The following is a 25559-nucleotide window of genomic DNA, read 5'->3' as shown; positions in this document are numbered from 1 at the left end:
CGGCGAACCGGATCAGGCCGCCGGTGCGCGGCGCTCTAGCAGGTCAATGCCGAGCAGGTTGCGCACGTTCGGACGCGCCGCCACGAGATCGGCGATCGTGTAGCGGGCAAGCACCGCGAAGAAGGCGTTGAGCGCCTCGCGCAATGCGGAATTCAACGCGCAACTGTCGACCAGAGGGCATTCCGCGGCATCGTTCTCGAAGCACTCGGCCATGGCGAAGCTTTCCTCCGTCACGCGCACGACGTCGAACAGATTGATCGATTCCGCGGCACGGCCAAGCCTGACGCCGCCATTGCGGCCACGCACCGTCTCGACAAGGCCATTCTCAACCAGTGGCTGGAGGATCTTGAACAGGAAAAGCTCCGACACCGAATAGGCGGCGGCGATCTCGGGGATGCGGCTCAGCCGATCGGTATTGGCCGCGCAATACATCAGGATGCGCATGGCGTAATTGGTCTGGCGGGTAAGCCGCATCTTGTCCTCACAAAGCGCCGGCGAGCTGCGATCACGCCAGATTTTGAACTTTGCTGGTGGGGCTTTGCTCCGAGCTTTCGGATTCGCCACACTGGCCTCGGCGGAATATGGCCTATACCTTGGAATAATTCCAGACTAGCTTCGCATAATAGCTGAATATTCCCGTCAACTTTGTGTGCGCAAGGCGGCAAGACGCGGGCCGAATCGGCTGTGACGCGCATTTTCTCGGGCGAAACACCAGAGCGGTCCAGTGATCGGCAGAATGGCCGACCGCCCTAACTCTTTGTTTTCACGCAATTCCCTGGGGAAAGCGCTAGGCGCTTTTCCAGAGAACAGCGTTACACACCTTTCCTGGAATGCTCTAAATAGATCAGAGATCGACGAGGAGCGGCTCTGACATGTCACAATCAGCCACGGCCCTGGCTTCCGGCGGATATGATGCCGACGCGCATGCCAAGATTGTAATGCTGCGGCGGACCAAATTCGTCGCCACGGCGGCACTTGCGCTTTGCGTCGCCGTGTTCGCCCTGGCCAAGTCCTTCGAGAGCACCTATCCCTGGCTCGGCTTCGTCGCCGCTTTTGCCGAGGCGGCGACCATTGGCGGCCTGGCCGACTGGTATGCGGTGGTCGCGCTGTTCAAGCGGCCTCTCGGTCTGCCGATCCCGCACACCGCGATCATTCCCGAGAACCAGAACCGTATCGCCGATAATCTCGGCCGTTTCATCGAAGCCAATTTCCTTGCCCCCGAGCCGGTGCGCGAAAAGTTGGCCGAGGTCGATTTCTCGGCGCTCGTAGCCGACTGGCTGGCCGATTCCGAACGTGCCGCGGGCCTGTCGCGTTTCGTCGTGCGCCTGGTTCCGCAGACGCTTGCCGCCGTCGAGCAATCGGGGCTGCGCGGCTTCGTCACCAGCCGGATGCTGGAGCAGATCGAAAAAGTGCCGCTGGCGCCGTTGGCGGCCGAATTGCTCTCGGCCCTGACCGACGATCGCCGTCACCAGAGGCTGTTCGATGAGTTCATCAAGGTGATCGGCCAGTTCCTCAACGATGAACAGGCGCTGACGACCATGCGCGAAAAGATCCGCGAGGAACTGCCGTCGCTGTTCAACCTGTTCAGGGCCGACGCCTATCTCCTGAAGAAGATCGTCGCCTCGGCCGGTTCGCTGCTCGACGAGGTGAGAGCCGATCCCGAGCACCCGATGCGCGCAGAATTCGATCGTTTCGCACAGGGCTTCGTCGAGCGGCTGAGAACGTCGAAGCAATATGCAAGGCGCGCCGAGAAGCTGAAGCGCGATTTCCTCGCCAGGCCGGAAGTCAAGGCGCTGGCCGGCGACATATGGGAAAGCCTCAGCCTGTTCATCGAGCAGGATGCCAAGGCGCCGCGATCGATCATCCGCGCGCATCTTGCCAACATGTTCGTCGAGGTCGGCCGGCATCTGGCCGGAGACGCCAAGATCAGGGCCGACATGAACCAGGGATTCGTGGTGGCGCTGTCCTCTTTCGTCGAGAGCCAGAAGAGCGGCGTATCGAAATTCATCGCCGACCAGGTCAAGCGCTGGGACCTGGCGCAGCTGACGCGGTTGGTCGAGATGAATATCGGCCGGGACCTGCAATATATCCGCTTCAACGGCATGATCATTGGCGGTCTGGCTGGCATCGCGCTTTACACAGCTGAGCGGCTGTTTCTCGTCAATTGACGGGCGCACGCCATGCCCTATTCTCATGGACGGGCATCAGCAGTCGCGGCAACAGGGGAGCAGATGAGCATGGCCAAACAACCGGATTCCGATTCCTTCACGGACATGTTCGGCCGGTTCGGCCGTGACCTGAAACTGCCCAATGTCGATGTCGAGGCGATCCTCGCGCACCACCGCAAGAACCTTGAAGCGCTGGAGAAATCGGCGCGGGCAAGTGCCGCCGGCGCGTCGTCGCTGTTCTCCAGGCAACGCGAGATGCTGCAGGACACGCTGCGCGAAATTGCCGACATGACGCAAGGCTACAGAGCGCCCGGCACGCCGCAGGACCTGATGGCCAAACAGACTGAGTTCGCCAGGAAATCCTTCGAGACTACGTTGAAGAATGCCAGCGAAGTGGCCGAGCTGGTCAGGAAATCCGGCACCGAATCGGTCGACATCCTGCGCATGCGCATCAAAGAGGCGATGGAGGAAATCCGCGCCGGCTACGAGAAGAAGTAGCTTGCGTGACAAAGACCGGTTGCCTGCCAACCCTGCGCCAGGCGAAGTTTGTTCGGATGCTCTTTCATCGGCCGCTATGCCTTTACACCATGGGTACCCTCAAATGCCAAGGCCGGGCGAACACGGCTTGACGTAGAGTGATGCCAGGATTCGCATCGATCCCAAGGGGACCGAATCATGCAGGGCGAATTGACAGAGGCCGCCGGTTCGTGGTGCGGAAGCGTTGGAAGCTATCGGGAAAACAGGAATGACCGAAATACGGCCTAAGACGCCGCCGACCTACGAGCAGTTGAGGACGATGTCCGGGCAGGAGCTTGGCGTCTCGGAATGGACGACAGTCGACCAGAACCGTATCAACCAGTTCGCCGAATGCACCGGCGATCATCAATGGATCCATGTCGACCCCGAACGGGCGCGGCGGCAAAGCCCGTTCCGCACGACGATCGCCCATGGCTATCTGACGCTGTCGATCATCGGCGCGCTGGCGCTCGGCATGGGAATCGTGCCCGAGAACACGCAGGCCGCCTTCAACTACGGCTTCGACAAGGTGCGTTTCCTGGCGCCGGTCAAGGTGGGCGCACGCATCCGGCTGCGCACCACGCTGCTGTCCATGGAGGACAGGGGGCCGGGCCAATACCTGATGAAGGCCGCCAACACCGTCGAGATCGAGGGCGAGGAAAAGCCGGCGCTGACGGCCGAGACGCTGGTCATGCTCTATGAGCGCCGCAAGCGGGCAGGGGCCTGAGCGGCATTCGCCCAAGCCCCCTGAATTGATCTTCGTCAGGCATTCTCCGCCCGCCGGCTCGGCAAAAGGCTGAGCGCCAGCGCCGCCACCGCCAGTGCCGTTGCCGTCTGGAAGGTCACCTGCATTCCGCTGGCCGCCGCCGCTGACGTCAGCATGCCTTGGCCGCCGGCTTCACGTCCTCCGGCCGATGCGGCGGCGAATAGGGCGCCCATCACGGAGGCGCCCGTGATGAGGCCAAGGTTGCGCGACAGATTGAGCAGGCCGGAGATGACGCCGCGTTGACCGCCGCCGACGCTGCTCATGACGGCGGCGTTGTTCGCTGTCTGGAACAGGGCATAGCCGAAGCAGGTCACGGTGATGGGGACGACATAGCTGACGATGCCGAGTGTCGTTATCGCCAGGGACAGGAGGAACGTGCCCGTGGCAAGGCCGAGCAGGCCCGCGACCATCATCCTTTTGGCTCCGAAGCGATCGGCAAGGCGTCCGGCAAGCAACGCCGACAGCGCCGAAACCAGCGGGCCTGTCGAGAGCACCAGTCCGGCGTTTGCCGCGTCCAGTCCGAGCCCGCGCGAGAGATAGAACGGCGCAACCACCAAGGTCGCCATCATCACCGTGGCGACGATCAGGTTCATGGCCAGGCTGGTGCTCAGCGAGAGATCGCGGAAGGCGGAAAGCTCGACCAATGGGTTTTTCGCCATCCTTTGCGCCGTGGCGAACAGGAAGATGCCGATGCCAGCCGCGACCAGCAGGCCGATGTTGATGGGGCCGAAACTGCCTCTACCCAGTGTCATCGCCAATGCGTAAGCCGCCAATGCCAGGGCCAGCAGGCCCGTGCCCAAACCATCGAAGCTGGCTTGGCCGGTCCGCACCGTCCGGTTGCCGGCAGGCAAAGCACGCCAGGCCATTGCAAAGGTCAGGATGCCGAGCGGCACGTTGACCAGGAAAATCGAACGCCAGCCGAGAGCGGCGATCAGCAGGCCGCCCATGGAGGGGCCGAGCGTGGTGCCGATGGCAGACATGGCGCCGAGCAGGCCCATGGCGCTGCCGGTCCTGGCCTTGCTCACCGTCTCGGCGACAGCGGCCAATGTCAGCGCCATCATCAGCGCCGCGCCAAGCCCTTGCACCGCCCGCGCCGCGATCAGCAGCCACAAAGCGGGCGAGAGGCCGCAGAGCACCGACGCCGATGTGAACAGCGCGATGCCGAAAAGCAGCAGCGGCCGCCGGCCGAGCATGTCGGCGAGGCGCCCGGCACCGACGATCAGGATGGTGATGGCGAGCAGATAGGCAATCACGACCCATTGCACCTGTTGGAACGAGGCATCGAATGCCTGCATCAGCGAGGGAAGGCCGACGCTGGCGATGCTGGTGCCGAGCGACGACAGCAGCGTGGCCAGCGACAGGCTCGCCAGCGCCCATCCAGCCGATGGGATTTTCTGTGCGACCGATGCGTGCTCGTTGCGATGTTGCTCAGTGACTGCCACGGCGATCTCCCTTTGTCGGCTTCAGGTCGAAGCTTCGAAGATCTAATCGTTTGCAGGATGTGGCGGAACGCGCAGCATTTGCATTCTATTCGTGCGTTGCACGCCACATCAGCGGATTTCGTGCTAGGATCGAACCATGTCGCCGCCCGATCTCAACCTGCTCGTCGCCCTCGATGTCCTGCTGGACGAAGGCAGCGTGGCGCGTGCGGCGACGCGATTACGGCTCAGCCCCTCGGCGATGAGCCGCACGCTGGCGCGCCTGCGCGCGGCGACGGGAGATCCGCTGCTGGTGCGGGCCGGTCGCGGTCTGGTTCCAACGCCACGCGCGCAGGAACTGCGCCAGCAGGTCGGTCGTGTGGTTCAGGATGCGGAAACGCTGCTGCGCCCGGCGAGGCTGCTTGATCTGCCGGGCCTGGAGAGGACCTTCACGCTGCGCACCAATGAAAGCTTCGTCGAGGAGTTCGGGCCGCGCCTGATCGCCCGCATCCAGGCCGATGCGCCGGGCGTGCGGCTGCGTTTCGCGCCGAAGTCGGACAAGGACATGGCGTCACTGCGCGAAGCGGCGATCGACCTGGAAGTAGGTGTGGCCGGCGAGACCGGGCCGGAGGTGCGCATCCAGGCGCTTTTTCGCGACCGTTTCGTCTGCGCGGTGCGCAGCGGCCATCCGCTGGGCCAGGGCGCGATGACGCCGGAACGCTATGCGGCCGGCCGCCACATCAATGTTTCGCGGCGGGGCCGCGAAAGGGGGCCGATCGACCAGGCCTTGAGCCGGCTCGGATTGCAACGAATGGTCGTGTGCATGGCTTCCGGTTTTTCGGCCGCGCTCGCGATGGCGCGCGCCTCGGAGCTGATCGCCAGCGTGCCCGAGCGGCATACGCAAGGCGCGCGCGCCGGCATGCAGACTTTTTCCCTGCCGGTCGACATTCCGGCGGTCACCATTTCCATGCTCTGGCATCCGCGGCTCGATGCCGATCCGGCGCAGCGCTGGCTGCGGAGTTGTGTGCGCGACATTTGCGTGAAGTCCTGATCGCGCAAGCCGCGCCGCAGCCGTCAGCGCGGCATGGCTGCCTCTAGCACCTTGAAAATCCGCTCGTCTTCGCATTGCGCAACGTTGAAGCGCAGGAATCGGCTGGCTGATTGCGACAGGCTGAACGCGTTCCCGGGCGCCAGCACGACATTGGCCGCAAGCGCGCGGCGGGCAACCTCGGCTGCGTCCACTGCATCCGGCAGGCTGCACCAGAGGAACAGACCGGCGGGCTGCTCGATCCAGGGCGTGATCCCGATCGCCTTCAGCCGAGCGCCTGTCTCGATCATGGCGCGTGAGAGCCGGGCGCGCAGCAGGTCCATGTGCTTGCGATAGCTGCCATCCCTGAGCAGGGTCAGCACCAATTCGGCCGCGAGCCGCCCGCCGCCGAAGGTGGTGGCGATCTTGAGGTCGGCCAGCCCTTCCATCCAGTCACGGGGCGCGGCGATGAACCCGCAGCGTATCGAGGCCGAAAGCGTCTTGGAGAAACTACCGATATGGACGACACGCTCGAGACCGTCGAAAGCCGCGAGCCTTGGGGCAGGAGCGTGTTCGAAGTCGGCGAAGATGTCGTCCTCGACGATGGTCAGGTCCGATTGATCGGCGAGCTTGAGCAGCCGGTGCGCGGTGACCGGCGACAGGATCGCGCCGGTCGGGTTGTGGATGGCGGAGTTGGTGATGTAGAGGCGCGGCCGATGCTCGGCCAGCGCCTGCGCGAACAAGTCGATATCCGGTCCCGATGGCGTATAGGGGACGCTGACGACCTTGGCCTGATGGGCACGCAACAGTGCGTGGAAATTGAAATAGCAGGGATCGTCGACCAGCACTGTATCGCCGGGTTCGAGCAGGAACCGGCACAGGAGGTCGATGGCCTGCGTGCCCGATTCCGTCAGCATGATCTGTTCGGGGGAAGCCTCGATGCCATGCGTGGCCATGCGCCGCGCCAGCAATTGGCGCAGCGGCGGCAGCCCGAGCGGCGTGCCGTAGTCGGCAAGGGCCACATCATCGGCGCGCGCCACGTTGCGCAGCGCGCGACGTAGCGCTGCCTGAGGCATCCACGAGGCGGGCAGCCAGCCGCAGCCGGGCTTCAGCATCTCATCGCCCGCTTCCAGCGACTGCCGCGAAACCCAGAGCGGATCGACGGCGCGATCGAGTCGGGGGCCGATCTCGGCCAGCGACAGCGGCGCCAGCGATCCGGCGGCATAGAAGCCGGAGCCTGGCCGGGAACGGATCGCGCCTTCCGCCGCCAGTCGCTCATAGGCCTCGACCACTGTCGATTTGGAAACCTGCATGGATTTGGCGAAGGCGCGGATCGAGGGCAATCGGGCGCCGGGCGTGAGGCTGCGCGCGGCAATTCGCTGGCGGATGGTGGACATGACGCCTTCGACAAGGGTTCCGCTGTTGTCGAATCTCGCTGATACGTTCATCTGTACCTTCCGGCAAACCATTACAGTTTTGTTGAATTGTACTGCATTGTCTCTGGTGACGCCATGGGTATGGGCCCGATAGAGGGCGCAACGGATGGAGTGCCTGCAATGGACAAGACGACGAGCGGCTGGGTGAGCGGATTCATCGGCGTGTTGATTTTCAGCGGCTCCTTGCCGGCAACGCGCGTGGCGGTGATGGATCTCGATCCGACATTCCTGACGTCGGCGCGCGCGGTGATAGCAGCTTTGCTTGGCCTCGCGCTGCTGCTCGTCTTCCGCGAGAAGCGCCCGGAGCGTCATGACCTGATGTCGCTTGTCATCGTCGCGTTGGGTGTGGTGGTCGGCTTTCCCTTGCTGACAGCCTTGGCGCTGAAGCATGTCACCTCTGCTCATTCCATCATCTTCGTCGGCCTGCTGCCGCTGGCGACCGCGATCTTCGGCGTGCTGCGCGGGGGCGAGAGGCCGAGACCGGCCTTCTGGCTGTTCTCATGCCTCGGCAGCGCGCTGGTGGGCGGGTTTGCCCTTGCGCAAGGCGTGACGGCCTCGCCGGTTGGCGATGCACTGATGCTCGCCGCAATCGTCGTTTGCGGCCTGGGCTACGCAGAAGGCGCCGCGCTGTCGCGCAGGCTGGGCGGTTGGCAGGTGATCTGCTGGGCGCTGGTGCTGTCACTGCCGGTCATGCTGGTGGTGACCCTGGTCACCTTGCCACCGTCCTTCGCCACGGTCGGGACCAATGCATGGATCGGGCTTGCCTATGTCTCGCTGTTCAGCATGCTGATCGGCTTCGTGTTCTGGTATCGCGGCCTCGCGCAAGGCGGCATCGCCGCCGTGGGGCAGTTGCAACTGCTGCAGCCCTTCTTTGGCCTCGCCCTGGCGGCGTCCCTGCTGCATGAACAGGTCAGCCCCCTGATGGTCGTCATCACGCTCGGCGTGGTGCTGTGCGTATTCGGCGCCAAAAAGTTTGCCAGGCGGGATTTGCCACGGCCCGCAACCGGCGCCGCTGGCTAAAACTTCGTCACCACACCGATGCCGATGCCTTCGAAGCCGCCCATCGCCATCAGTGCAGCCGGCGCTTCCTCAAGGCTGATCTTCTTGCCGACCAGAAGCTCGGGTTTCAGCTTGCCGGTGCGGATCATCTCCATCATCGCGGGGTAGCGGTAGGCCTGCATGCCGTGGCTGCCGAGGATTTCGAGCTCGAACGCGATCACCTTGTCCATCGGAACCTGCGGGCGGGCGTGATCGCCCAGCATCAGGCCGACCTGCACATGGCGGCCGCGCCGGCGCAGATTGGCGATCGAATTGAACGAGGTCGTGGGATGACCGAGTGCATCCATGGACATATGCACGCCGCCATTGGTGATCTGCTTGACCGCCTTGACGACGTTCGGGGTCGTCGCCGCGTTGATGGTCGCCACCGCGCCGATCTTCCTGGCAAAGTCCAGCTTCTCTTCGGTGAGGTCGATGGCGATGACATTGGCACCCATGGCGCTGGCGATCATGATCGCCGACAGGCCGACGCCGCCGCAGCCATGCACCGCCACCCATTCGCCCGGCCTCACCCGGCCCTGGTCGACGATGGCGCGGAACGAGGTGACGAAGCGACAGCCGAGGCTGGCGGCAGTGGCGAATTCCATCTCGTCGGGCAGGCGCACGAGGTTGGTGTCGGCGTGCTCGATGGCGACATATTCGGCGAACGAGCCCCAGGCGTTGAAGCCCGGCTGGGACTGGTGCTCGCAGACCTGGTGATTGCCGGACGTGCATTCGAAACAATGGCCGCAGCCGACGGCGAACGGGACGGTGACGCGCTCGCCAGCCTTCCAGCGGGTCACCTGCTTGCCGGCGGCTACCACGACGCCGGCCAGCTCGTGACCGGGGACATGCGGCAAGCGGATATCGGCGTCATGGCCCATCCAGCCGTGCCAATCGCTGCGGCACAGGCCTGTCGCCTCGACCTTGATGACGACGCCGTCCGGCGCCGGCTTCGGATCGGGAACGGTCTGGATCGTCGGCGCCTCGCCGAATTTTTCGAAGACGACGGCTTTCATCGGCAACTCCACCTTGCGCGCACTTCGGGAAACGATAGCCGATTCCCTGGCCGGTCAAGCGGAAATCGATTCCGCCAGACAAGTCGGCCGTTTGGGCATACGCCGATGGCGACGCTGCGCGTCGCCGAATGAAGGTTACTCGGCATCGATCTGGTTTTGCGGCGCGGCGTTCTGGAAGGCCGGCAGGGCCATGCAAGCGGCATTGATGCGCGAGATCGTCGGGTAGGGCGCCATATCGACGCCGAAACGGGCATTGCTGGTGACTTGTGCCGCCAGGCAGATATCGGCCAGCCCCGGCGTGTCGCCGTGGCAGAAGGTGCCGGTCTCGGGCGAAGCCATCAACAGGTCTTCGAGTGGCTTGAAACCCTCTTTGACCCAGTGCCGGAACCAGTTGGCGACATCCTCGTCGCCGGCGCCGAACAGGGTTCGCAGCGCGGTCAGGATACGCAAATTATTCACCGGATGGATATCGCAGGCAATCATCTGCGCCAGCATCCTGACGCGGGCGCGCCCAACTGCGTCCTTCGGCAGCAGAGGCGGTTCGGGCGTCGTCTCGTCGAGAAATTCGATGATCGCCAGCGATTGCGTCAGCAGGGTGCCGTCGCCCAGGATCAGCGCCGGCACCAGGCCCTGCGGGTTGACCGCGAGATAGGCCGGTTCGAGATGCTCGCCATGGCGCAGGTGATGCGGCACGTAGTCATAGGTCAGCCCCTTCATCTCCAGCGCAATCCGCACCCTGTAGGAGGTGGAGGAGCGGTAGTAGTTGTGAAGGACGATGTCGCTCATGCATTCACCGATTTGGTTGGCCGATGGTCACTTCGATCGTGCCGATGCCGTCGACGCCGCCGGTCATCGTCTCCCCGGGGTTGACCGCGCCGACGCCGGCCGGCGTGCCGGTGAAGATGAGGTCGCCTGGCTGCAATTCCATGCCTTCGCTGCAGATCGAGACGATGTCGGAGATCGGCCAGATCAACTCGGCGAGGTCGGCGTCCTGCCGGATCTTGCCGTCGACAGCCAGCCAGATACGGCCCTGGTTCGGATGGCCGGATTTTTGCGCGGGAACCAGAGGACCGCACGGCGCGGAGCGGTCGAAAGCCTTCGACCAGTCCCATGGCCGCGCCGCTTTCTTGGCTTCGTCCTGGAGATCGCGGCGGGTGAGGTCGATGCCGACGGCATAGCCCCAGACATGATCCAGCGCCTGGGCGCGCGGGATGCGGAAGCCCGACTTGCCGATCGCGACCACCAGTTCGATCTCATGGTGCAGGTTGGTCGTCAGCGGCGGGTAGGGGATCGTAGCGCCGGAGTCTGCCACCGCATCGGCGGGCTTGGTGAAGAAGAAGGGTGGATCGCGCTCGTCATTGCCGAACTCCCTGATATGCGCGGCGTAGTTGCGCCCGACGCAGAAGATGCGGCGCACCGCAAATCGCTCGTTCGAGCCGGCCACCGCGACCGAGGGCGTTGGCGGAGCGGGGAGGACAAAGGCGGTCATGGTCTGTCTCTGCAGTTGGATGTCGGGCCGCGGGCACCTTCGGCCGAATTGAGAGGCCGGGCAAGGCGTCGCTTTTCATAAAGCATTGGCCGGCCGGCCGTATAAGGAATCCGGAGTTTCCATCACTTTCGGGGCGATGCATCGTCCGCTGGGATAGACTATTTGCCAATAAGTCGGCCATGGTCGCGGGATTATACTGCGGGCGGCAAACCGAAACGAGCCACATGACAGCAGCCACTGACAGCGCCCGGTTCCTGATCATCGACGATCATCCGCTGTTTCGCGAGGCGCTGCACAGCGCCGTGCAGATGGCCTACCCGGAGGTCGACACGGTGGAGGCGCGCTCGATCGCCGAGGCACTCGACCTGCTGGCCGGGACAAAGCCGTTCGACCTTGCCCTGCTCGATCTCAGCATGCCCGGGGTGCACGGCTTCGAGGGGTTGCTGCAGCTTCGGACCCGCTATCCGCGCCTGCCCGTGGTCATAGTATCCGGTTACGAGGAGCCCAAGATCATCTCCGAGGCGCTGTCCTACGGTGCTGCCGGCTTCATCCCGAAATCGGCGCGCAAGAGCGATCTGGCCAACGCCATACGCTCGGTGATGGAAGGTGCCATCTATGTTCCGGAAACTTATGAGGGCCGCCCGCCCGACGCCGACAGCACCGACCGCGCCGACATGGTGCAGCGCCTTTCGACATTGACGCCGCAGCAGTTGCGCGTGTTGCAGATGCTACGCCAGGGCCTGCTCAACAAGCAGATCGCCTATGAGCTGCAAGTGGGCGAGACCACAGTCAAGGCGCACGTCTCGGAGATCCTGCGCAAGCTCAACGTCTACAGCCGCACGCAAGCGGTGATCGAGGTTTCGAAGCTTGATAATGCGGAGCTTTTCAGGGATCAGGCGGGGTTTTGAGGGGCAGGTCTAAGCCAGCAGATGTGCCAGCAGCGCCCTTAGTTGCGCGGGCTTGAGCGGCTTGCGCATCAACTCGATGCCGCCGGCCCGCGCCGCCTTGGCGACGGCTTCGGAACTGTCGGCGGTGACGATCAGCGCCGGCACCGCGCGGCCGAGATAGCGGCGGACCTTCGATATGGTGGCGGTGCCGAGATCGCCGCCGTCGAGATGCTGGTCGGCTATGACGATGTCGGGCACCCAGTCCGTGTCGCCGAGCATGTCGAGCGCGTCGTCGGTCGAGGTCGCGGCGCGCACCAGGCATTGCCAGCGTTCGAGCAACGAGGTCATCGCCTGCAGCACCTCGACATCGTTCTCGACCAGCAGAACCTTGGTGCCGAACAAGCCATAGCCGCGCGGCCGCTCCAGGCTTGCAGCGCTGGCGACGGCGTCCGCCGTGGCACCGATGCCGACGGGGACATCGATGTGAAAAATCGTGCCGCGACCGACCTTCGAGGAAAACGTCACGGGATGGCCGAGCGCGCCGGCGATGCGCCGCACGATGGCCAGCCCGAGGCCGAGGCCGCCGCCGGCGAGTTCGGCATTGGCAGGCATGATGCCGCGATGAAATTCCTCGAACACCGCCTCGCGCTGGTCGTCGGGAATGCCGCAGCCGGTGTCGGCGACATCGATGCGGATGGCATCGCCGCGGTGCCTGGTGCCGACAAGGACACCGCCCGAGCGGGTGTAGCCCAGCGCATTGGAGAGGATGTTCTGCAGGATGCGGCGCAGCAGCGTGCGATCGGAGCGAACCACGGCGTTGACGGCGCGGAATTTCAGCGACAGGCCCTTCAGTTCGGCCACAGGCTGGAAATCCGACCGCAGCGACGAGAACAGCGCCTCCAGGCTGACGTCGCCAATGTCGGGCTGGACCACACCCGCATCGAGCTTGGAGATGTCGAGCAGCGTGCGCAGCAGGTCCTCCATCGTCTCCAGCGAGCGCTCGACCTGCCGTACCAGTTTCCGGCCCTCGTCGCTGGTCTGCACTTCGGCAAGGGCGGAGACGGACAGATGCGCCGCATTCAACGGCTGCAGCACGTCGTGGCTGGCCGCCGCGAGAAAGCGGGTCTTGGACAGGTTCGCCTGCTCGGCATTTTCCTTGGCGGCGCTGAGGTCGATGTTCGATTGTTCCAGCCGCCGCAAGGTCGAGTGCAGTTCCTCGGTGCGGGCGCGTACCCTGCTTTCCAGTGAGATCGCGGTCTGGAACAGCGAGAAGGCGTTGCCTTGCTGGTCCATCGAGCGCTCGACGCGGCTGACCAGCGCAGCGTTGATCTTCTTCAGCCTGTCGGGATCGTCTATGTCCTTGAGGGGCACGGCAGCGCTCACTCGGCGGCCGGGCGCTCGCCGAAGGCGATGCCGGTGAAGGTCTGGTTGAGATGCATCGACCGGTATTGTTCGCCATAGGTGCCGAAGCCGATGACGTTGTTGACCCGGTAGAGTTCGGAAATCTCGCGAAAGACCTGGCGGTTGCGCGCATCCAGCCGGCGCAGGACACAGTCGAAGCCGATGATCATGTCGATGCCGCCAAGCCTCGCCTCGACGTCGAGCAGAGCCGCGCGGGTCGATTCCACCATGTCCTTGGGTTGGGCGATCGACAGCACGACACCATCGTCGATGGCGCAGAAGAACGACAGCGAGCCGTCCGCATGCATCTTCTGGATGGAGCGGCAGTAATATTCACCGCCTACCTTCACCACCACCGGATGCGAGGCGAAGCTCAGCGGTGTCAGCGTCTGCGCGACGATGCCGACCGAAGCGGCATATTCCTCGGCCGCATTGGTGGCATTGAACTCGCGCACGATGCGGTGATCGGGATCGGACGCGGTGACCACCAGCTTTTCGTCGGTGGGAACGAAATTGTCGGTCTTGAAGACATGGAAAGGGATTTCCGTGGCGACCAGCACGATGATGGCGCTGTCGGAGGTGACCTTGCCGTTGGAGATCAGGCTCGTCGTCTCGAATTTCAGGTCGTCACCGGCGGAACCGCCGAGCAGTGGTATGTCATCGAGGCCCCAATGGATGGCCGAACTCACCGCTTCCTCGGCATAGGACAGTCCGTCGATGAAACAGAGCGCGAAGGTGTTCCTGGTCCGCTCGCCGCCGATGCGCCCATGCAGCGTACGTCGCAGATCCTCGACATCACCAGTGACCCTGTCCAAGCCCGATGACGAAAGGTTGTCGACCGTGGTGCTGACCGCGGTGAATGAACCCGAAGGGAGCAGCATGGCGAGGATATGGCCTTCCTCGAGGCCCTGCGGCGTGATTTCGCCGGCGGTCGAGCAGCCGGCGTAGTGTAGCGCCGGCGCATGGGCCGCGATTGCGCGCGAAAGGGCGCCGGCCTCGACAAGGCGCTGGGAAAAGAACAACAGGGCGAAGCCGGCCTCGATGGCGGCCGCCTCCGCCGCCACCGCGCGTGCGAAGACGTCCGGGTCGGGCTCGTCCGTGGTCAGCGCCGACAAACCGCATGCGTAGCGCGTCCGTGAAACGGTCAGCGACGTTCTCCCGCATTTCCTCCGACGCTGCCTGTGCGCGGCTGTTGATGTGCTTCTTGCGCCAACGTCGAAAGCCATTGTTGCCGCCAATCGGCATTTTGGCAATGGGGCGAGGGGAATGCGTGTTTCGCCCTGCCATGGCCGAAAGTACAATGATCCGGCTTTTGCGCCGCGCTGTTTTTTACGGCTTGTGCGGTGTACGAATAACGCATGGCCGAAGCCAACACCGCGTCGGCAGCGTGATGACCAAGGTGATACCCAGGGAGGATTCATGTCGGACGTTTCGTTGATGGTGAACGGAAAACAGGTCCGCGGTGCGGCCGAGGACCGGACGCTGCTGGTTCACTTCTTGCGGGAGAATCTCGGCCTCACCGGCACCCATGTCGGTTGCGACACCTCGCAATGCGGCGCCTGCATCGTCCATGTCGACGGCAAGGCGGTGAAGTCCTGTACGATGCTCGCGGTGCAGGCGTCCGGATCGAGCGTGGTGACGATCGAGGGACTTGCCAACGGTGCCGACCTGCATCCCGTGCAGACGGCGTTCAAGGAGCATCACGGACTGCAATGCGGCTTCTGCACGCCCGGCATGATCATGACGGCGACCGACATGATCAAGCGCCACCCCGAAGGCCTCGACGAAGCGACGGTGCGCGCAGAGCTCGAGGGCAACATCTGCCGCTGCACCGGCTACCACAACATCGTCAAGGCGATCCTCGCCGCATCGGAGGGGATGAGCGGCAAGGTCAGGCAAGCGGCGTGAGAAAAGTAGTGAGTAGTCGGTACGAACCGGCGCCGATCTCCACCACTCACTACTTCCTACTCACTATTTCGGGAGGAATTTCTGATGGGCATTGAAGGTGTTGGCGCTCGCGTGGCGCGCAAGGAAGACAAGCGGTTCATCACCGGCGCCGGTCGCTATGTCGACGACATGGTGGTGCCCGGCATGAAGCATGCGGCCTTCGTGCGCAGCCCGCACGCGCATGCCCAGATCGTGAAGATCGACGTCGACAAGGCTCAAGCCATGCCGGGCGTCATCGGCGTGCTGACCGGCAAGGAGCTGAAGGCCGATGGTATCGGCAATCTCATCTGCGGCTGGATGATCCATTCCAAGGACGGCTCCCCGATGAAGATGGGAGCCTGGTCTCCGCTGGCGGTCGACAAGGTTCGCTATGTCGGCGATGCGGTCGTCGTCGTGGTCGCCGACACCAAGGGCCAGGCGCGCGACGCCGCCGAAGCGGTCGAGATCACCTACAATGAACTCGAGGCGGTGGTGGATGCGACGAAGGCGCTCGAAAAGGGCGCTCCGCAACTCCATCCGGAAGCCGAAAACAATCTGATCTTCGACTGGGAGATCGGCGACGCCAAGGCGACCGACGCGGCGATCAAGGCGGCTTCCCACGTCACCCGCATGAAAATCGTCAACAACCGGCTGGTGCCCAACGCCATGGAGCCGCGGGCAGCGCTGGGCCACTACGACAGGGCGGAAGACCACTATACCTGCTGGACGACCTCGCAAAACCCGCATGTCGCCCGGCTGGTGATGAGCGCCTTCTACAACATCGCGCCGGAAAACAAATTGCGCGTCATCGCGCCCGATGTCGGCGGCGGTTTCGGCTCCAAGATCTATATCTATCCAGAAGAAATCGTCTGCCTGTGGGCGTCCAAGAAAACCGGCGTGCCGGTGAAGTGGGTGGCCGACCGCACCGAGAGCTTCCTCTCCGATGCGCATGGCCGCGATCATGTCTCGACAGTGGAAATGGCCTTCGACAAGAACAACAGGATCACCGGTCTCAAGGTCGACACGTTGGCCAATCTCGGCGCCTACATGTCGCTGTTCTCGTCCTGCGTGCCGACCTATCTCTACGCGACGCTGCTGTCGGGCCAGTACGATATCCCGGCGATCCACGCCAATGTCCGCACGGTCTACACCAACACAGCACCGGTCGATGCCTATAGGGGGGCAGGGCGGCCCGAAGCCACCTATCTCATCGAGCGCACGATGGAGACCGCGGCGCGGGAACTCGGCGTCTCGCCGGCGGAGCTTCGGCGGACCAACTTCATCACCACGTTTCCGCACCAGACGCCGGTCATCATGAACTATGACGCCGGCGACTATGGCGCCTCGCTCGACGCGGCGATGGAGGCCGCCGACTATGCCGGCTTTGCCGGACGCAAGGCGGAGGCCGCCAGGAACGGCAAGCTGCGCGGCATCGGCATGAGCTGCTACATCGAAGCATGCGGCCTGGCGCCGTCGGCCGCGGTGGGCTCGCTCGGCGCCGGCGTCGGCCTTTGGGAATCGGCCGAGGTGCGCGTCAATGCCGCCGGCACCATCGAGGTGCTGACCGGCTCGCACAGCCATGGCCAGGGCCATGAGACGACCTTCGCGCAACTGGTCAACGAACGGTTTGGGGTGCCGATCGACAGCGTCTCGATCGTCCATGGCGACACTGACAAGGTGCAGATGGGTATGGGTACCTACGGCTCGCGCTCGGGCGCGGTCGGAATGTCGGCGATTGCCAAGGCGCTGGACAAGGTCGAGGCCAAGGCCAAGAAGATCGCGGCGCACCTGCTCGAGGCCGACGAGGGCGACATCGTCATCGAGAACGGCGCGCTGAAGGTCGCCGGCACCGACAAAAACGTGCCGTGGTTCCAGATGGCGCTGGCGGCCTATACCGCTCATAATTTGCCCGGTGGCATGGAGCCGGGATTGAAGGAGACGGCGTTTTACGACCCGTCCAATTTCACCTTTCCGGCCGGCTGCTACATCTGCGAGGTCGAGATCGATCCGGAGACCGGAACGACCGAGATTATCCAGTTCGTCGCGGCCGACGATTTCGGCAACATCATCAACCCGATGATCGTCGAGGGCCAGGTGCATGGCGGCATCGCGCAGGGCATCGGCCAGGCACTGCTCGAAGGCGCCCACTATGACGCCGACGGCCAGCTTCTGACAGCGAGCTACATGGACTACACCATGCCGCGCGCGGATGACCTGCCTTCGTTCAAGGTCTCGACCTCGAACACGCCGTGTCCGGGCAATCCGCTCGGCATCAAGGGCTGCGGCGAGGCCGGCGCTATCGGCTCGCCGCCGGCGGTGATCAACGCCATCACCGACGCCATAGGAATCTCTGACATCGCCATGCCGGCTTCGCCGTCTACGGTGTGGGCCGCGATCCGTGCGGCGAAGCACTGAAAAAAGGAGAGTGAGTAGTGAATAGTGAGTAGTGAACAAAAACGCGGTTGCCGCGGCAATTGATCACCCGCTATTCACCACATTACCGACCAATGCCTACTCACTAATCACTACTGACTACTGACTATCCACTCTTCACCAGGGAGAGCCTCCAAATGTACGCAGTCAATTACCACCGCGCCGCCTCAGTCGCCGATGCCGCGAAGCTCGTCACGGGCGGCGACGCCAAGTTGCTGTCGGGCGGCATGACCCTGATCCCGGCCATGAAGACGCGGCTGGCGGCCCCCTCCGATGTCGTCGACCTGTCGCGGATCAAGGAATTGCAAGGCGTGACAGTGTCCGGCAGGGCAGTCACGATCGGCGCCGCCACCACGCATTTCGATGTTGCCAGCGACGACAAGTTGAAACAGGCCTGCCCGGCGCTCGCGCATCTGGCATCGCTGATCGGCGATCCGGCAGTGCGCTATAGGGGCACGATCGGCGGCTCGATCGCCAACAACGACCCTGCGGCCGATTATCCAGCGGCCATGCTGGCGCTAAATGCCACCATCATTACCAACACGCGCCAGATCGCGGCCGACAAGTTCTTCACAGGCCTGTTCGAGACGGCGCTGGAGGACGGCGAAATCCTCACGGCCGTCACCTTCACCGCGCCGGCAAAGGCAGCCTATAAAAAATTCCGCAATCCGGCCTCCCGCTACGCCATTGTCGGCGTGTTCGTGGCCAAGGGTGAGGACGGCGTCAGGGTGGCCGTGACCGGGGCCGGCGACGATGGCGTCTTCCGCTCGAAGGAGATCGAGGCCGCGCTCGCGAAGGACTTCGTGGCTTCGGCGCTCGACGGCGTCAAGGTGCCGGCGACCAAGCTGATGAGCGATATCCACGCTTCCGCCGACTACCGTGCCAATCTGGTCGCGGTCATGGCCAAGCGCGCGGTGGCCGCCGCCAACGCCTGATTCCTTCCTGCTCCTGTCAGGCAGGAGAGGGACTTCTCGCCCCTTTTCCGCAGACGGGCGCATTGTGGCAATCTCGCACTTGCACAAAGCGATATTGCACTGCACTATGCCGGCGATCAAACGCGAGCCGGGTTCGGAGTGTTCATCACGACCTGCGACCCTATTCGCATGTTTCAATGCGAAGGGAGCGGCATGACCGACATCTCCGCGACGCATGTTGTGCCGCCAAGATCCGTCGCCGACAGATCCGCCAGGACAAGACTGGCCTATCTCGACGGCTGGCGCGGACTTTCGATCGCGCTGGTGCTCATTGGCCATTTCTTTCCCGTTGCAGGGATCAATCTCGGCGTACTGGGCGTCGAATTCTTCTTCGTGCTCAGCGGCCGGCTGATGGCCGAGATCCTGTTCGTCGAGCGCTACCCGCTGAAGAAATTCTTCAAGCGCCGCTTCTCCCGCATCTATCCCGCGCTGCTGGTGTTCGTGATCGTTTCGATGATTGCGCTGTCGGGCACGTTCGTCGCCTTCAAATGGAAGGCGGCGCTGACGGCGCTGACATTCACCTACAACTATGCCGGAATTCTCGTGAACCGCGCCGGCGCGCTCGACCACATCTGGTCGCTCTGTGTCGAAGAGCATGCCTACATCATCCTGGCAGCGATCAGCGCACTTGTCGCAAGCCGTAGCCGCGTCATCCCGCTGCTCCTGGTGCTGGCGGTGCTGGCCATGGCAAACGGTGCGGTTTCGTACTGGTTCCTGCACATGGACTACGAGACCACATACTGGCGCACCGACGTGCATATTGCGTCGATCCTGCTGTCGGCCGCCATCTGCCTGCTGAAGACCGACGGCAAGCTGCCGGCCCTGTTGAAGGGCCCTTATGTGGCGGTGGCGGCGGCCATCGCGGCGGTGCTTCTGTTCATGGACCCGGTACCAACCCCGATCCACTATCTGGTCGCCGTGCCGCTCCTGGCGCTTGCCGTCAACGCTCTCGATTTCAGCACGAGATTGTTTTCTGGACTGCTGTCGTCCTGGCCTATGGCGACGCTGGGTCTATGGTCCTATTCGCTCTATCTGTGGCAGCAGCCATTCTACAAATTCGTCTATGAGCGAGGCAGCGACCCATGGCTGATGCTGGCTGGGGTCTTTACCTGCGCGCTCTGCAGCTATTATGTCATCGAGCGGCCGTCGCGTGAGTGGCTGAACCGCAACTGGTGAGTGACGCCGCAGTGTCCCTCCCTTGCGTTGCCTAGCGGCCAAGGTCAGCCTCGCTCGATGCCGCCTGTCCGGCAGCTTGTTTGGTAAGTTCGTCCTAATATAGCCAGGGGTGACCTGGCGATCTGCTTGCCGGATAGCCCAATGTCCTTAGACATTGGTATTATGGCAGCTATTCCTTGTTGTCCCGCCCCGTGCTCCGCCTAGTTTATACGAATCGGAGCATTGCATGGGAGGATGGAATGGCAACGACCAGGGAAAACGCTGGCGGCTGGCTCGACCGCTCGCGCACGATCGCCGAGCCCGGTTTCAGCAGATGGATGGTGCCGCCGGCGGCGTTGTGCATTCATCTTTGCATCGGTCAGGCCTACGCGTTCAGCGTCTTTAACCTGCCGATGTCGAAACTGATCGGTATCACCGATTCGGCGCCCGACGACTGGAAGCTGACCGGACTCGGCTGGATTTTTTCGATCGCGATCCTGTTTCTTGGCCTCGCGGCAGCCTTCGGCGGCGGTTGGCTGGATCGCGTCGGCCCGCGCAAGGCGATGGTCGCGGCCGCCTGCTGTTTCGGTGGCGGTTTCATCGTGTCGGCGCTCGGCGTCACCTTGCATCAACTGTGGATCATCTATCTCGGCTACGGCGTCCTGGGCGGCATCGGCCTCGGGCTCGGCTACATCTCGCCGGTCAAGACGCTGATCACCTGGTTTCCCGACCGGCCGGGCATGGCGACCGGCATGGCGATCATGGGGTTTGGCGGCGGAGCCTTCATCGCTTCGCCGCTTTCGGTCTATCTGCTGAAGCTGTTTTCGACCCCGCAGCATATCGGTGTCGCCGAAACCTTCATCGTGCTGGGCATTGTCTACTTCATCTTCATGCTGATCGGCGCTGTCATCGTCAGGGTGCCGCCCGATGGCTGGCGTCCGGCCGGCTGGACGCCGCCGACGACACAAAACACGATGGTGACAACCGCCAACGTCCATCTCGACGACGCGTTGAAGACACCGCAGTTCTGGCTGTTGTGGGGCGTGCTGTGCCTCAACGTGACGGCCGGCATCGGCGTCCTCGGCCAAGCCTCCGCCATGAGCCAGGAGATGTTCCCGGGACGCATCACGCCGGCCGCCGCCGCCGGCTTCGTCGGCCTGCTATCGATCTTCAACATGCTCGGCCGCTTCTTCTGGGCGTCGACCAGCGACTATATCGGCCGCAAGACGACCTACGCGGTCTTCTTCGTGCTGGGCGTGATCCTTTATGCGGTGGTGCCGTGGACGGGCCAGTCGGGCAACGTGTTCCTGTTCGTGCTGTTCTATGGCGTCATCTTGAGCATGTATGGCGGCGGCTTTTCCACCATTCCGGCCTATCTGCGCGATGTCTTCGGCGTGCGGTATGTCGGTGCCATCCATGGCCGCCTGCTGACGGCGTGGTCGGTGGCGGGCGTGCTGGGGCCGGTCCTGGTCAACTACATCAGGCAGTACCAGATCGATGCAGGAGTAGCGAAGGCCGATGCCTACACGGTCACCATGTACATTATGGCCGGCCTGCTCGTCGTCGGTTTCCTGCTCAACCTGATGATGCGGCCGGTGGATGCACGGTTCCACATGAAGGCCGAACCGGCTGCAGCGTAAGGAGAGTGATCATGGCGCAAGACAACAGCAATTCTGTCAAATTGGTCCTTGCCTGGCTGCTGGTCGGCATCCCGCTGTTGTGGGGGTTCTGGACGACGCTGGTCAGTGCAGCGGCGTTGTTCCAGTAGCGGCAGAGACCTGGAAAGGAGCAGCGCTCAGGCGATGATCCGCCTGACGTAGTAGCGCACCGCCTTCTTGCCGCCGTGGATCACCGCGTCGCCGACCTCGGTGAAGCCGAGCGCGGCATGGAAGGCGTCCGAAGCCGGGTTGGGCGGGTCGGCATTGACCTCGCATGTGACCAGTGCATGGCCGGCGCGCGTGGCGTGCTCGAACAGGTCTTGGTAGAGCAGGCGGGCATGGCCGCGGCCACGAGCTTGCGCCGCCACCACGACGCGATCGACATAGACGAAGCGCTCGTAGCGTTCGCGAAACCAGAGAAAATTCGGACTGTCGTACCGAGCCCCTTGATCGAAGGTCATGATGAAGGCTTCGAGCGCGCCGATGCGGCGCGCATAGAACGCCTCGCCAAGCAGGAAAGACAGGCGCTCGGGCTCAAGCCACGACAATTCGGCGGCATGCTCGTTGTTGAGCGCGAGTATGGCCGCTTCGTCGCTTTGCCTGACACGGCTGATCGGGGAGAGGGCGGTCATGCCTTGGCCGCCGCGATCGTCGCTGCCACAAGCGGCGTATCGGTGAGCGTATTGCGATACTCGCGGTCGAGATCGGAGCCACCCATGCCGACCTTGGGATTGCGGTAGCGCATGGCGCTGGGCACGTCCTTAAGGACGGCGAAATGCATTTCGGACAGTCCGGTCCTTTGCCGCACCTCGGCAATGTTGCCGAGATCGAGCCCGCCGCAGCCGAGAATGACGATGCGGTCGCCCCCCTGTCGCACCAGGTCCGCCAGCAGCGACAGGCCCTCCATCGCCGTGTCGCGTTGGCCGCTGGTCAGCACGCGGCCGACCTTGCAACGGATCAGCGCTTCCAAAGCCTCGGCCGGGTCGCGCGTCATGTCGAAAGCGCGGTGACACGTGACGTTAAGGCCGCCGGCGGCCTCCGTCAGTTCGCTCATGCGGCGCTCATCGATGGTGCCTTCGGCGGTGAGGCAGCCGAACACCACGCCGGGCACGCCGAGGTCGCGCAGGGCGGCTACGTCGGCCAGCATCGAACGGTACTCGGTTTCGCTGTAGAGAAAATCGCCGCCACGCGGCCGCACCATGACATGGAACGGCACAATCGCCTGGTCGAGCGCGGCGCGCACGGTTCCCAAGCTCGGCGTGATGCCGCCTTCGACGAGGCTGGCGCACAGTTCGACCCTGTCGGCGCCGCCGGCCTGTGCGGCCAGAAGGCCATCAATGCCCTCGACACAGATTTCGATCAGCGGCGGGCGGGCTTCTTCAGTCAAGGTGTGATCCTGTCCATGATGTTGTGAGAAGCCCGTAGCACCCGCGCGGCGGGCGCGAAAGCAGGAACGGCACGGCGCATTGGACCAGGGGGCATTTCCCTGCTTGACAGTCTTATAACTACATGGTTATGAGTTAACCCATAGCCATCGAGTTATTGATCGCGAGCGGTGGCTCGACGACGACTAAGAGGAGCACGGCATGACACAGACCAAATCGATCGTCGTTGAACGGCTGATTCCGCATTCGGCGGAGAAGATATGGCGTGCGCTGACAGTGCCCGAACTCGTCGCAGAATGGCTCATGCAGAATGACTTCGCGCCGCAAGAGGGGCATCGCTTCACGTTCCGCGCTTCACCGGTACCGGGCTGGTCCGGGGTGACGAACTGCGTCGTGCTGAAAGTCGAGGCGCCACGCCTGCTTGCCTATAGCTGGGGCGACGGAAGCGAATCCGACAGCGGACTGAAAACCGTGGTGACCTGGTCGCTCACGCCTGAGGGCGCGGCGACCCGGGTGCGGATGGAGCACTCGGGGTTCCGGCCGGCCGACGAGCGTGGATATGTCGGCATGGGAAGCGGCTGGCCGCGTATTCTTGAGCGACTTGAGCAGGTGGCTGCGAAGCAAGGCTGAGCGCCGACTCTCCTCGACCAACCGGTCGCCATGGCCGGCGAACCACAACAAGTCTCCCGGATGCGCCGCTTCCGGGCATGGCAAACCGCGCCATGTTCAAAGGTTTCAAACGGAGAAAGACCATGGAAGCCAGGCTCAAGAACCCCGTGATGCTCATCCCCGGCGCCCTGCAGGCGCTGCTGGCGCTGGACAAGTCGACCGAGGCGGCCGATTTGCCCTATGTGACGCGCAAGCTCGTCCATCTGCGCGCCAGCCAGATCAATGGCTGCTCGGTTTGCGTCGACATGCATGCGCGCGAACTCAAGAAGGCTGGCGAGAAGGACGAACGCATCTTTGCCTTGTCGGCCTGGCGGGAGACGCCGTACTTCACCGATGCCGAACGCGCCGCGCTTGCCCTTGCCGAAGCCGGCACAAGGCTGGCCGACAGAACGGATGCCGTGACGGACGAGGTATGGGACGAGGCCGCCCGGCACTATGACGAAAAGGCGCTTGCCGGGCTCGTCATCCAGATCGCCGTGATCAACGCCTTCAACCGGCTGAACGCCACGACACGCCAAATGGTCGGCGCCTGGGGCTAAGGCCGCGCGAAGGCGAGCCGTGCCACGGTGCAATGGCGGCTGGACTCGCGGTGCACCAAACCTGCTTGCCTAGCCGGGCCGGGTCGCGGCCGGCGGCAATTCGAACAGTTTGGCGCCATTTTCCTCGCCGCGTTCGACATAGCCGATGGTGCGAAACCATTTTGCGATTTCCGGTCCCGTGAGCCAACTGCGGGAGTGAATAGGGAGATTGCCGGCGAGCGCCTGGATCTGCCTGATATGCCGCCTGCAGAAACGCACGGTCGCGGCCCTGAAAAAGCCCTCGCGCGCCGCGAACAGCGTGTCCGCGGCGTCGCCATGCTCGTGCCAGGCGACGATTGCTACGGTCCCGTCGCTGTCGACAAGGGCATGGGCGCGGCCCTCCTTCAGGTTCATCATCAGATTGTCGTAGGCGACCTTGCTGTCCTTGCCCGCGGCGATGTATTCGTCGGACATCCGCTTGGACAAATGGCGAAACACGTCTTCCAGATCGCCGACCGTCGCTGTTCGTGCTCTCATTTCTGCTCCTTGAGCCCCGGCAGGGAGTTTGCTCCAGGAAAAGGCATTCACCAAGCAAAGGGATTTCGCGAAAAACCCAACGGGGGGAATCCGGTTCCGCCGGTAAGGCGGGCAACCGGCGTAGCATCGTCAGCCCGGTCGTGCGGAACCGGATGTGAAGAGCTGGGCCAACGCTTAACGCGGCGCGCTCCCGTGGCGAGACAGTTCGAGGAGCCGGAGCAGCGGTGGCTTACTGGCGCAAAACCGTGTTCTTGGTGCCTTCCTCGACCTGGTCGATCACCAGCAGCTTGACCGGGCCTTCACCGATATTGGTGGCCTGATGCCACTGCCCGATCATCTCGATGATGAAATCGCCAGTCTTGTAGGTGTTGCTGTTGCCGGTCTCGACATTGGTGACCTTCAACGTGCCGGCCTCGACATAGGCGTAGCGCGGGAACGGATGCTTGTGCACCGGCAAGGTCGCGCCCGGCGCTATGTCGTAGGTCGACACCAGCACCTGCACGTTCTTCTGCGGCAGCGTGATCGGCTGGCCGGAAGCGGTGGTCGTGCGCGAGGCGAGGGGTGTCACGACGACGGGTGTGCCGCTGCTGTCCAGCGCATGAGCGCCGGTCGCGAACGCCGCAGCCGCCAGCAGCAATGCCGATGCCAGGACTTTTCGCATGATTCCTCCCCAAACCGCCGCATCTATCGCGCCGCGAAGGCCGGTGCGCAAGCATGTCCCTGACGAATCTGATTGGACTCGCTGGCCTGGACGTGGCGGGCGACGTGTCAAATCGCTGCGGTAAGCTGGATCTCGACACGGATCTCGGGCAAGGCGAAGCTCGCCCCGACCGTGGCGCGTGCCGGGGGCTCCACGCCGTCGAGCCATGTGACCCAAGCCTTGTTCATCGCGTCGAAGTCTTCGACATCCCTCAACCAGATCTGCGCGACCAGCAGCTTCGATCTATCCGAACCGACGCTCGCCAGAAGGCGATCCGCCTTTTCCAATATCTCCTTCGTCTGGTCAGACGTGCCGGTTTTCTTGTCATCGGCCGTCAAGCCCGAGAGATAGGCCGTGCCGTTGTGAACGACGATACGGCTAAGCCGTTCGTTCTTGTCGAATCGTTCGATGTTCCCCATGGCGGAGGCCCCTGGTTGCG

The 25559-nt window shown here is 63.6% G+C and carries 26 protein-coding genes; 13 read left to right on the top strand and 13 right to left on the bottom strand.

All coding sequences use genetic code 11. The annotated features are described in order from the left end of the window. Positions 1–12: 12 nt before the first annotated feature. Positions 13–474 (bottom strand): iron-responsive transcriptional regulator RirA, encoded by a 462-nt coding sequence (rirA, locus tag FJ443_RS18450; protein WP_140495713.1) that lies wholly within the window; start codon positions 472–474, stop codon positions 13–15. 398 nt (positions 475–872) lie between these two features. On the opposite strand from rirA, the gene FJ443_RS18445 reads away from it, so the two are divergent. The 3 genes from FJ443_RS18445 to FJ443_RS18435 all read left to right on the top strand — a co-directional run bounded on the left by FJ443_RS18445 (position 873) and on the right by FJ443_RS18435 (position 3411). Then, positions 873–2168: a DUF445 domain-containing protein gene (locus tag FJ443_RS18445; RefSeq protein WP_140631140.1), complete on the top strand. Its 1296-nt coding sequence runs from the start codon at positions 873–875 to the stop codon at positions 2166–2168. 69 nt (positions 2169–2237) lie between these two features. Then, the gene (locus FJ443_RS18440) at positions 2238–2666 is read left to right on the top strand and encodes a phasin family protein (protein WP_140495715.1); all 429 of its coding nucleotides are present in this window, start codon (positions 2238–2240) and stop codon (positions 2664–2666) included. Positions 2667–2913: 247 nt separating this feature from the next. Next, the gene (locus FJ443_RS18435; protein WP_140495716.1) at positions 2914–3411 is read left to right on the top strand and encodes a MaoC family dehydratase; all 498 of its coding nucleotides are present in this window, start codon (positions 2914–2916) and stop codon (positions 3409–3411) included. Positions 3412–3446: 35 nt separating this feature from the next. Here FJ443_RS18435 and FJ443_RS18430 read toward each other — a convergent pair whose 3' ends face one another. Then, the gene (locus tag FJ443_RS18430; protein ID WP_140631145.1) at positions 3447–4892 is read right to left on the bottom strand and encodes an MFS transporter; all 1446 of its coding nucleotides are present in this window, start codon (positions 4890–4892) and stop codon (positions 3447–3449) included. 136 nt (positions 4893–5028) lie between these two features. On the opposite strand from FJ443_RS18430, the gene FJ443_RS18425 reads away from it, so the two are divergent. Continuing rightward, positions 5029–5919, top strand: a complete 891-nt coding sequence (locus FJ443_RS18425) for a LysR family transcriptional regulator (protein WP_140495718.1) — start codon at positions 5029–5031, stop codon at positions 5917–5919. Positions 5920–5942: 23 nt separating this feature from the next. On the opposite strand, the gene FJ443_RS18420 is transcribed toward FJ443_RS18425, so the two are convergent. Further along, a complete protein-coding gene (locus tag FJ443_RS18420; protein ID WP_140665242.1) occupies positions 5943–7343 on the bottom strand; it encodes a PLP-dependent aminotransferase family protein in 1401 nt (466 codons plus the stop codon). Positions 7344–7451: 108 nt separating this feature from the next. On the opposite strand from FJ443_RS18420, the gene FJ443_RS18415 reads away from it, so the two are divergent. After that, on the top strand, positions 7452–8351 hold the full coding sequence (locus FJ443_RS18415) for a DMT family transporter (RefSeq protein ID WP_140555108.1): 900 nt from the start codon (positions 7452–7454) through the stop codon (positions 8349–8351). Here the strand turns inward: FJ443_RS18415 and FJ443_RS18410 are convergent. The 3 genes from FJ443_RS18410 to FJ443_RS18400 all read right to left on the bottom strand — a co-directional run bounded on the left by FJ443_RS18410 (position 8348) and on the right by FJ443_RS18400 (position 10877). Then, positions 8348–9388 (bottom strand): zinc-dependent alcohol dehydrogenase family protein, encoded by a 1041-nt coding sequence (locus FJ443_RS18410; protein ID WP_140517186.1) that lies wholly within the window; start codon positions 9386–9388, stop codon positions 8348–8350. The genes FJ443_RS18415 and FJ443_RS18410 overlap by 4 nt on opposite strands. A gap of 135 nt (positions 9389–9523) precedes the next feature. Next, positions 9524–10174, bottom strand: coding sequence for a maleylacetoacetate isomerase (gene maiA, locus FJ443_RS18405; RefSeq protein ID WP_140495722.1), 651 nt, complete (start codon positions 10172–10174; stop codon positions 9524–9526). A 4-nt stretch (positions 10175–10178) separates the two neighbouring features. Then, positions 10179–10877, bottom strand: coding sequence for a fumarylacetoacetate hydrolase family protein (locus tag FJ443_RS18400; protein WP_140656519.1), 699 nt, complete (start codon positions 10875–10877; stop codon positions 10179–10181). Positions 10878–11101: 224 nt separating this feature from the next. On the opposite strand from FJ443_RS18400, the gene FJ443_RS18395 reads away from it, so the two are divergent. Beyond that, positions 11102–11785 (top strand): response regulator transcription factor, encoded by a 684-nt coding sequence (locus FJ443_RS18395; RefSeq protein ID WP_140495724.1) that lies wholly within the window; start codon positions 11102–11104, stop codon positions 11783–11785. Positions 11786–11794: 9 nt separating this feature from the next. On the opposite strand, the gene FJ443_RS18390 is transcribed toward FJ443_RS18395, so the two are convergent. Next, on the bottom strand, positions 11795–13135 hold the full coding sequence (locus tag FJ443_RS18390; protein ID WP_140495725.1) for a hybrid sensor histidine kinase/response regulator: 1341 nt from the start codon (positions 13133–13135) through the stop codon (positions 11795–11797). An 8-nt stretch (positions 13136–13143) separates the two neighbouring features. Then, positions 13144–14280, bottom strand: coding sequence for an FIST signal transduction protein (locus FJ443_RS18385; RefSeq protein WP_140685886.1), 1137 nt, complete (start codon positions 14278–14280; stop codon positions 13144–13146). 304 nt (positions 14281–14584) lie between these two features. On the opposite strand from FJ443_RS18385, the gene FJ443_RS18380 reads away from it, so the two are divergent. The 5 genes from FJ443_RS18380 to FJ443_RS18360 all read left to right on the top strand — a co-directional run bounded on the left by FJ443_RS18380 (position 14585) and on the right by FJ443_RS18360 (position 21293). Continuing rightward, complete coding sequence (locus tag FJ443_RS18380) at positions 14585–15073, top strand: (2Fe-2S)-binding protein (RefSeq protein ID WP_140665239.1); 489 nt, start codon at positions 14585–14587, stop codon at positions 15071–15073. Between the two features lie 84 nt (positions 15074–15157). After that, complete coding sequence (locus FJ443_RS18375; protein WP_140665237.1) at positions 15158–17506, top strand: xanthine dehydrogenase family protein molybdopterin-binding subunit; 2349 nt, start codon at positions 15158–15160, stop codon at positions 17504–17506. Between the two features lie 155 nt (positions 17507–17661). After that, a complete protein-coding gene (locus tag FJ443_RS18370; RefSeq protein ID WP_140555122.1) occupies positions 17662–18459 on the top strand; it encodes a xanthine dehydrogenase family protein subunit M in 798 nt (265 codons plus the stop codon). A 192-nt stretch (positions 18460–18651) separates the two neighbouring features. After that, positions 18652–19674 (top strand): acyltransferase, encoded by a 1023-nt coding sequence (locus tag FJ443_RS18365; RefSeq protein WP_140665234.1) that lies wholly within the window; start codon positions 18652–18654, stop codon positions 19672–19674. Positions 19675–19913: 239 nt separating this feature from the next. After that, positions 19914–21293 (top strand): OFA family MFS transporter, encoded by a 1380-nt coding sequence (locus tag FJ443_RS18360; protein WP_140495731.1) that lies wholly within the window; start codon positions 19914–19916, stop codon positions 21291–21293. A gap of 155 nt (positions 21294–21448) precedes the next feature. On the opposite strand, the gene FJ443_RS18350 is transcribed toward FJ443_RS18360, so the two are convergent. Further along, positions 21449–21943 (bottom strand): GNAT family N-acetyltransferase, encoded by a 495-nt coding sequence (locus FJ443_RS18350; RefSeq protein ID WP_140495733.1) that lies wholly within the window; start codon positions 21941–21943, stop codon positions 21449–21451. Next, positions 21940–22698, bottom strand: a complete 759-nt coding sequence (locus tag FJ443_RS18345) for a copper homeostasis protein CutC (protein WP_140555124.1) — start codon at positions 22696–22698, stop codon at positions 21940–21942. The genes FJ443_RS18350 and FJ443_RS18345 overlap by 4 nt, the downstream gene beginning before the upstream one ends. A 199-nt stretch (positions 22699–22897) precedes the next feature. Here FJ443_RS18345 and FJ443_RS18340 point away from each other — a divergent pair, with 199 nt between their 5' ends. Then, positions 22898–23326 (top strand): SRPBCC domain-containing protein, encoded by a 429-nt coding sequence (locus tag FJ443_RS18340; RefSeq protein ID WP_140495735.1) that lies wholly within the window; start codon positions 22898–22900, stop codon positions 23324–23326. Between the two features lie 122 nt (positions 23327–23448). Beyond that, positions 23449–23904 carry a carboxymuconolactone decarboxylase family protein gene (locus FJ443_RS18335; protein WP_140495736.1) on the top strand — a complete coding sequence of 152 codons (456 nt, stop codon included), beginning with the start codon at positions 23449–23451 and terminating at the stop codon, positions 23902–23904. Positions 23905–23973: 69 nt separating this feature from the next. Here the strand turns inward: FJ443_RS18335 and FJ443_RS18330 are convergent, their stop codons facing one another. From FJ443_RS18330 to FJ443_RS18320, 3 genes are all read right to left on the bottom strand, one after another. Further along, positions 23974–24420 (bottom strand): hypothetical protein, encoded by a 447-nt coding sequence (locus tag FJ443_RS18330; RefSeq protein WP_140495737.1) that lies wholly within the window; start codon positions 24418–24420, stop codon positions 23974–23976. A 229-nt stretch (positions 24421–24649) separates the two neighbouring features. Further along, complete coding sequence (locus FJ443_RS18325; RefSeq protein ID WP_140495738.1) at positions 24650–25081, bottom strand: cupin domain-containing protein; 432 nt, start codon at positions 25079–25081, stop codon at positions 24650–24652. A 107-nt stretch (positions 25082–25188) separates the two neighbouring features. Continuing rightward, positions 25189–25539, bottom strand: coding sequence for a RidA family protein (locus FJ443_RS18320; RefSeq protein ID WP_140555125.1), 351 nt, complete (start codon positions 25537–25539; stop codon positions 25189–25191). Positions 25540–25559 lie beyond the last annotated feature (20 nt).

It is taken from the genome of Mesorhizobium sp. B2-6-1 (genome assembly GCF_006440475.1).
In the GTDB taxonomy this organism is placed as follows: domain Bacteria; phylum Pseudomonadota; class Alphaproteobacteria; order Rhizobiales; family Rhizobiaceae; genus Mesorhizobium.
The sequence above is the reverse complement of the archived record's forward strand: the minus strand, read 5'-3'. Positions and strand labels throughout refer to the sequence as shown.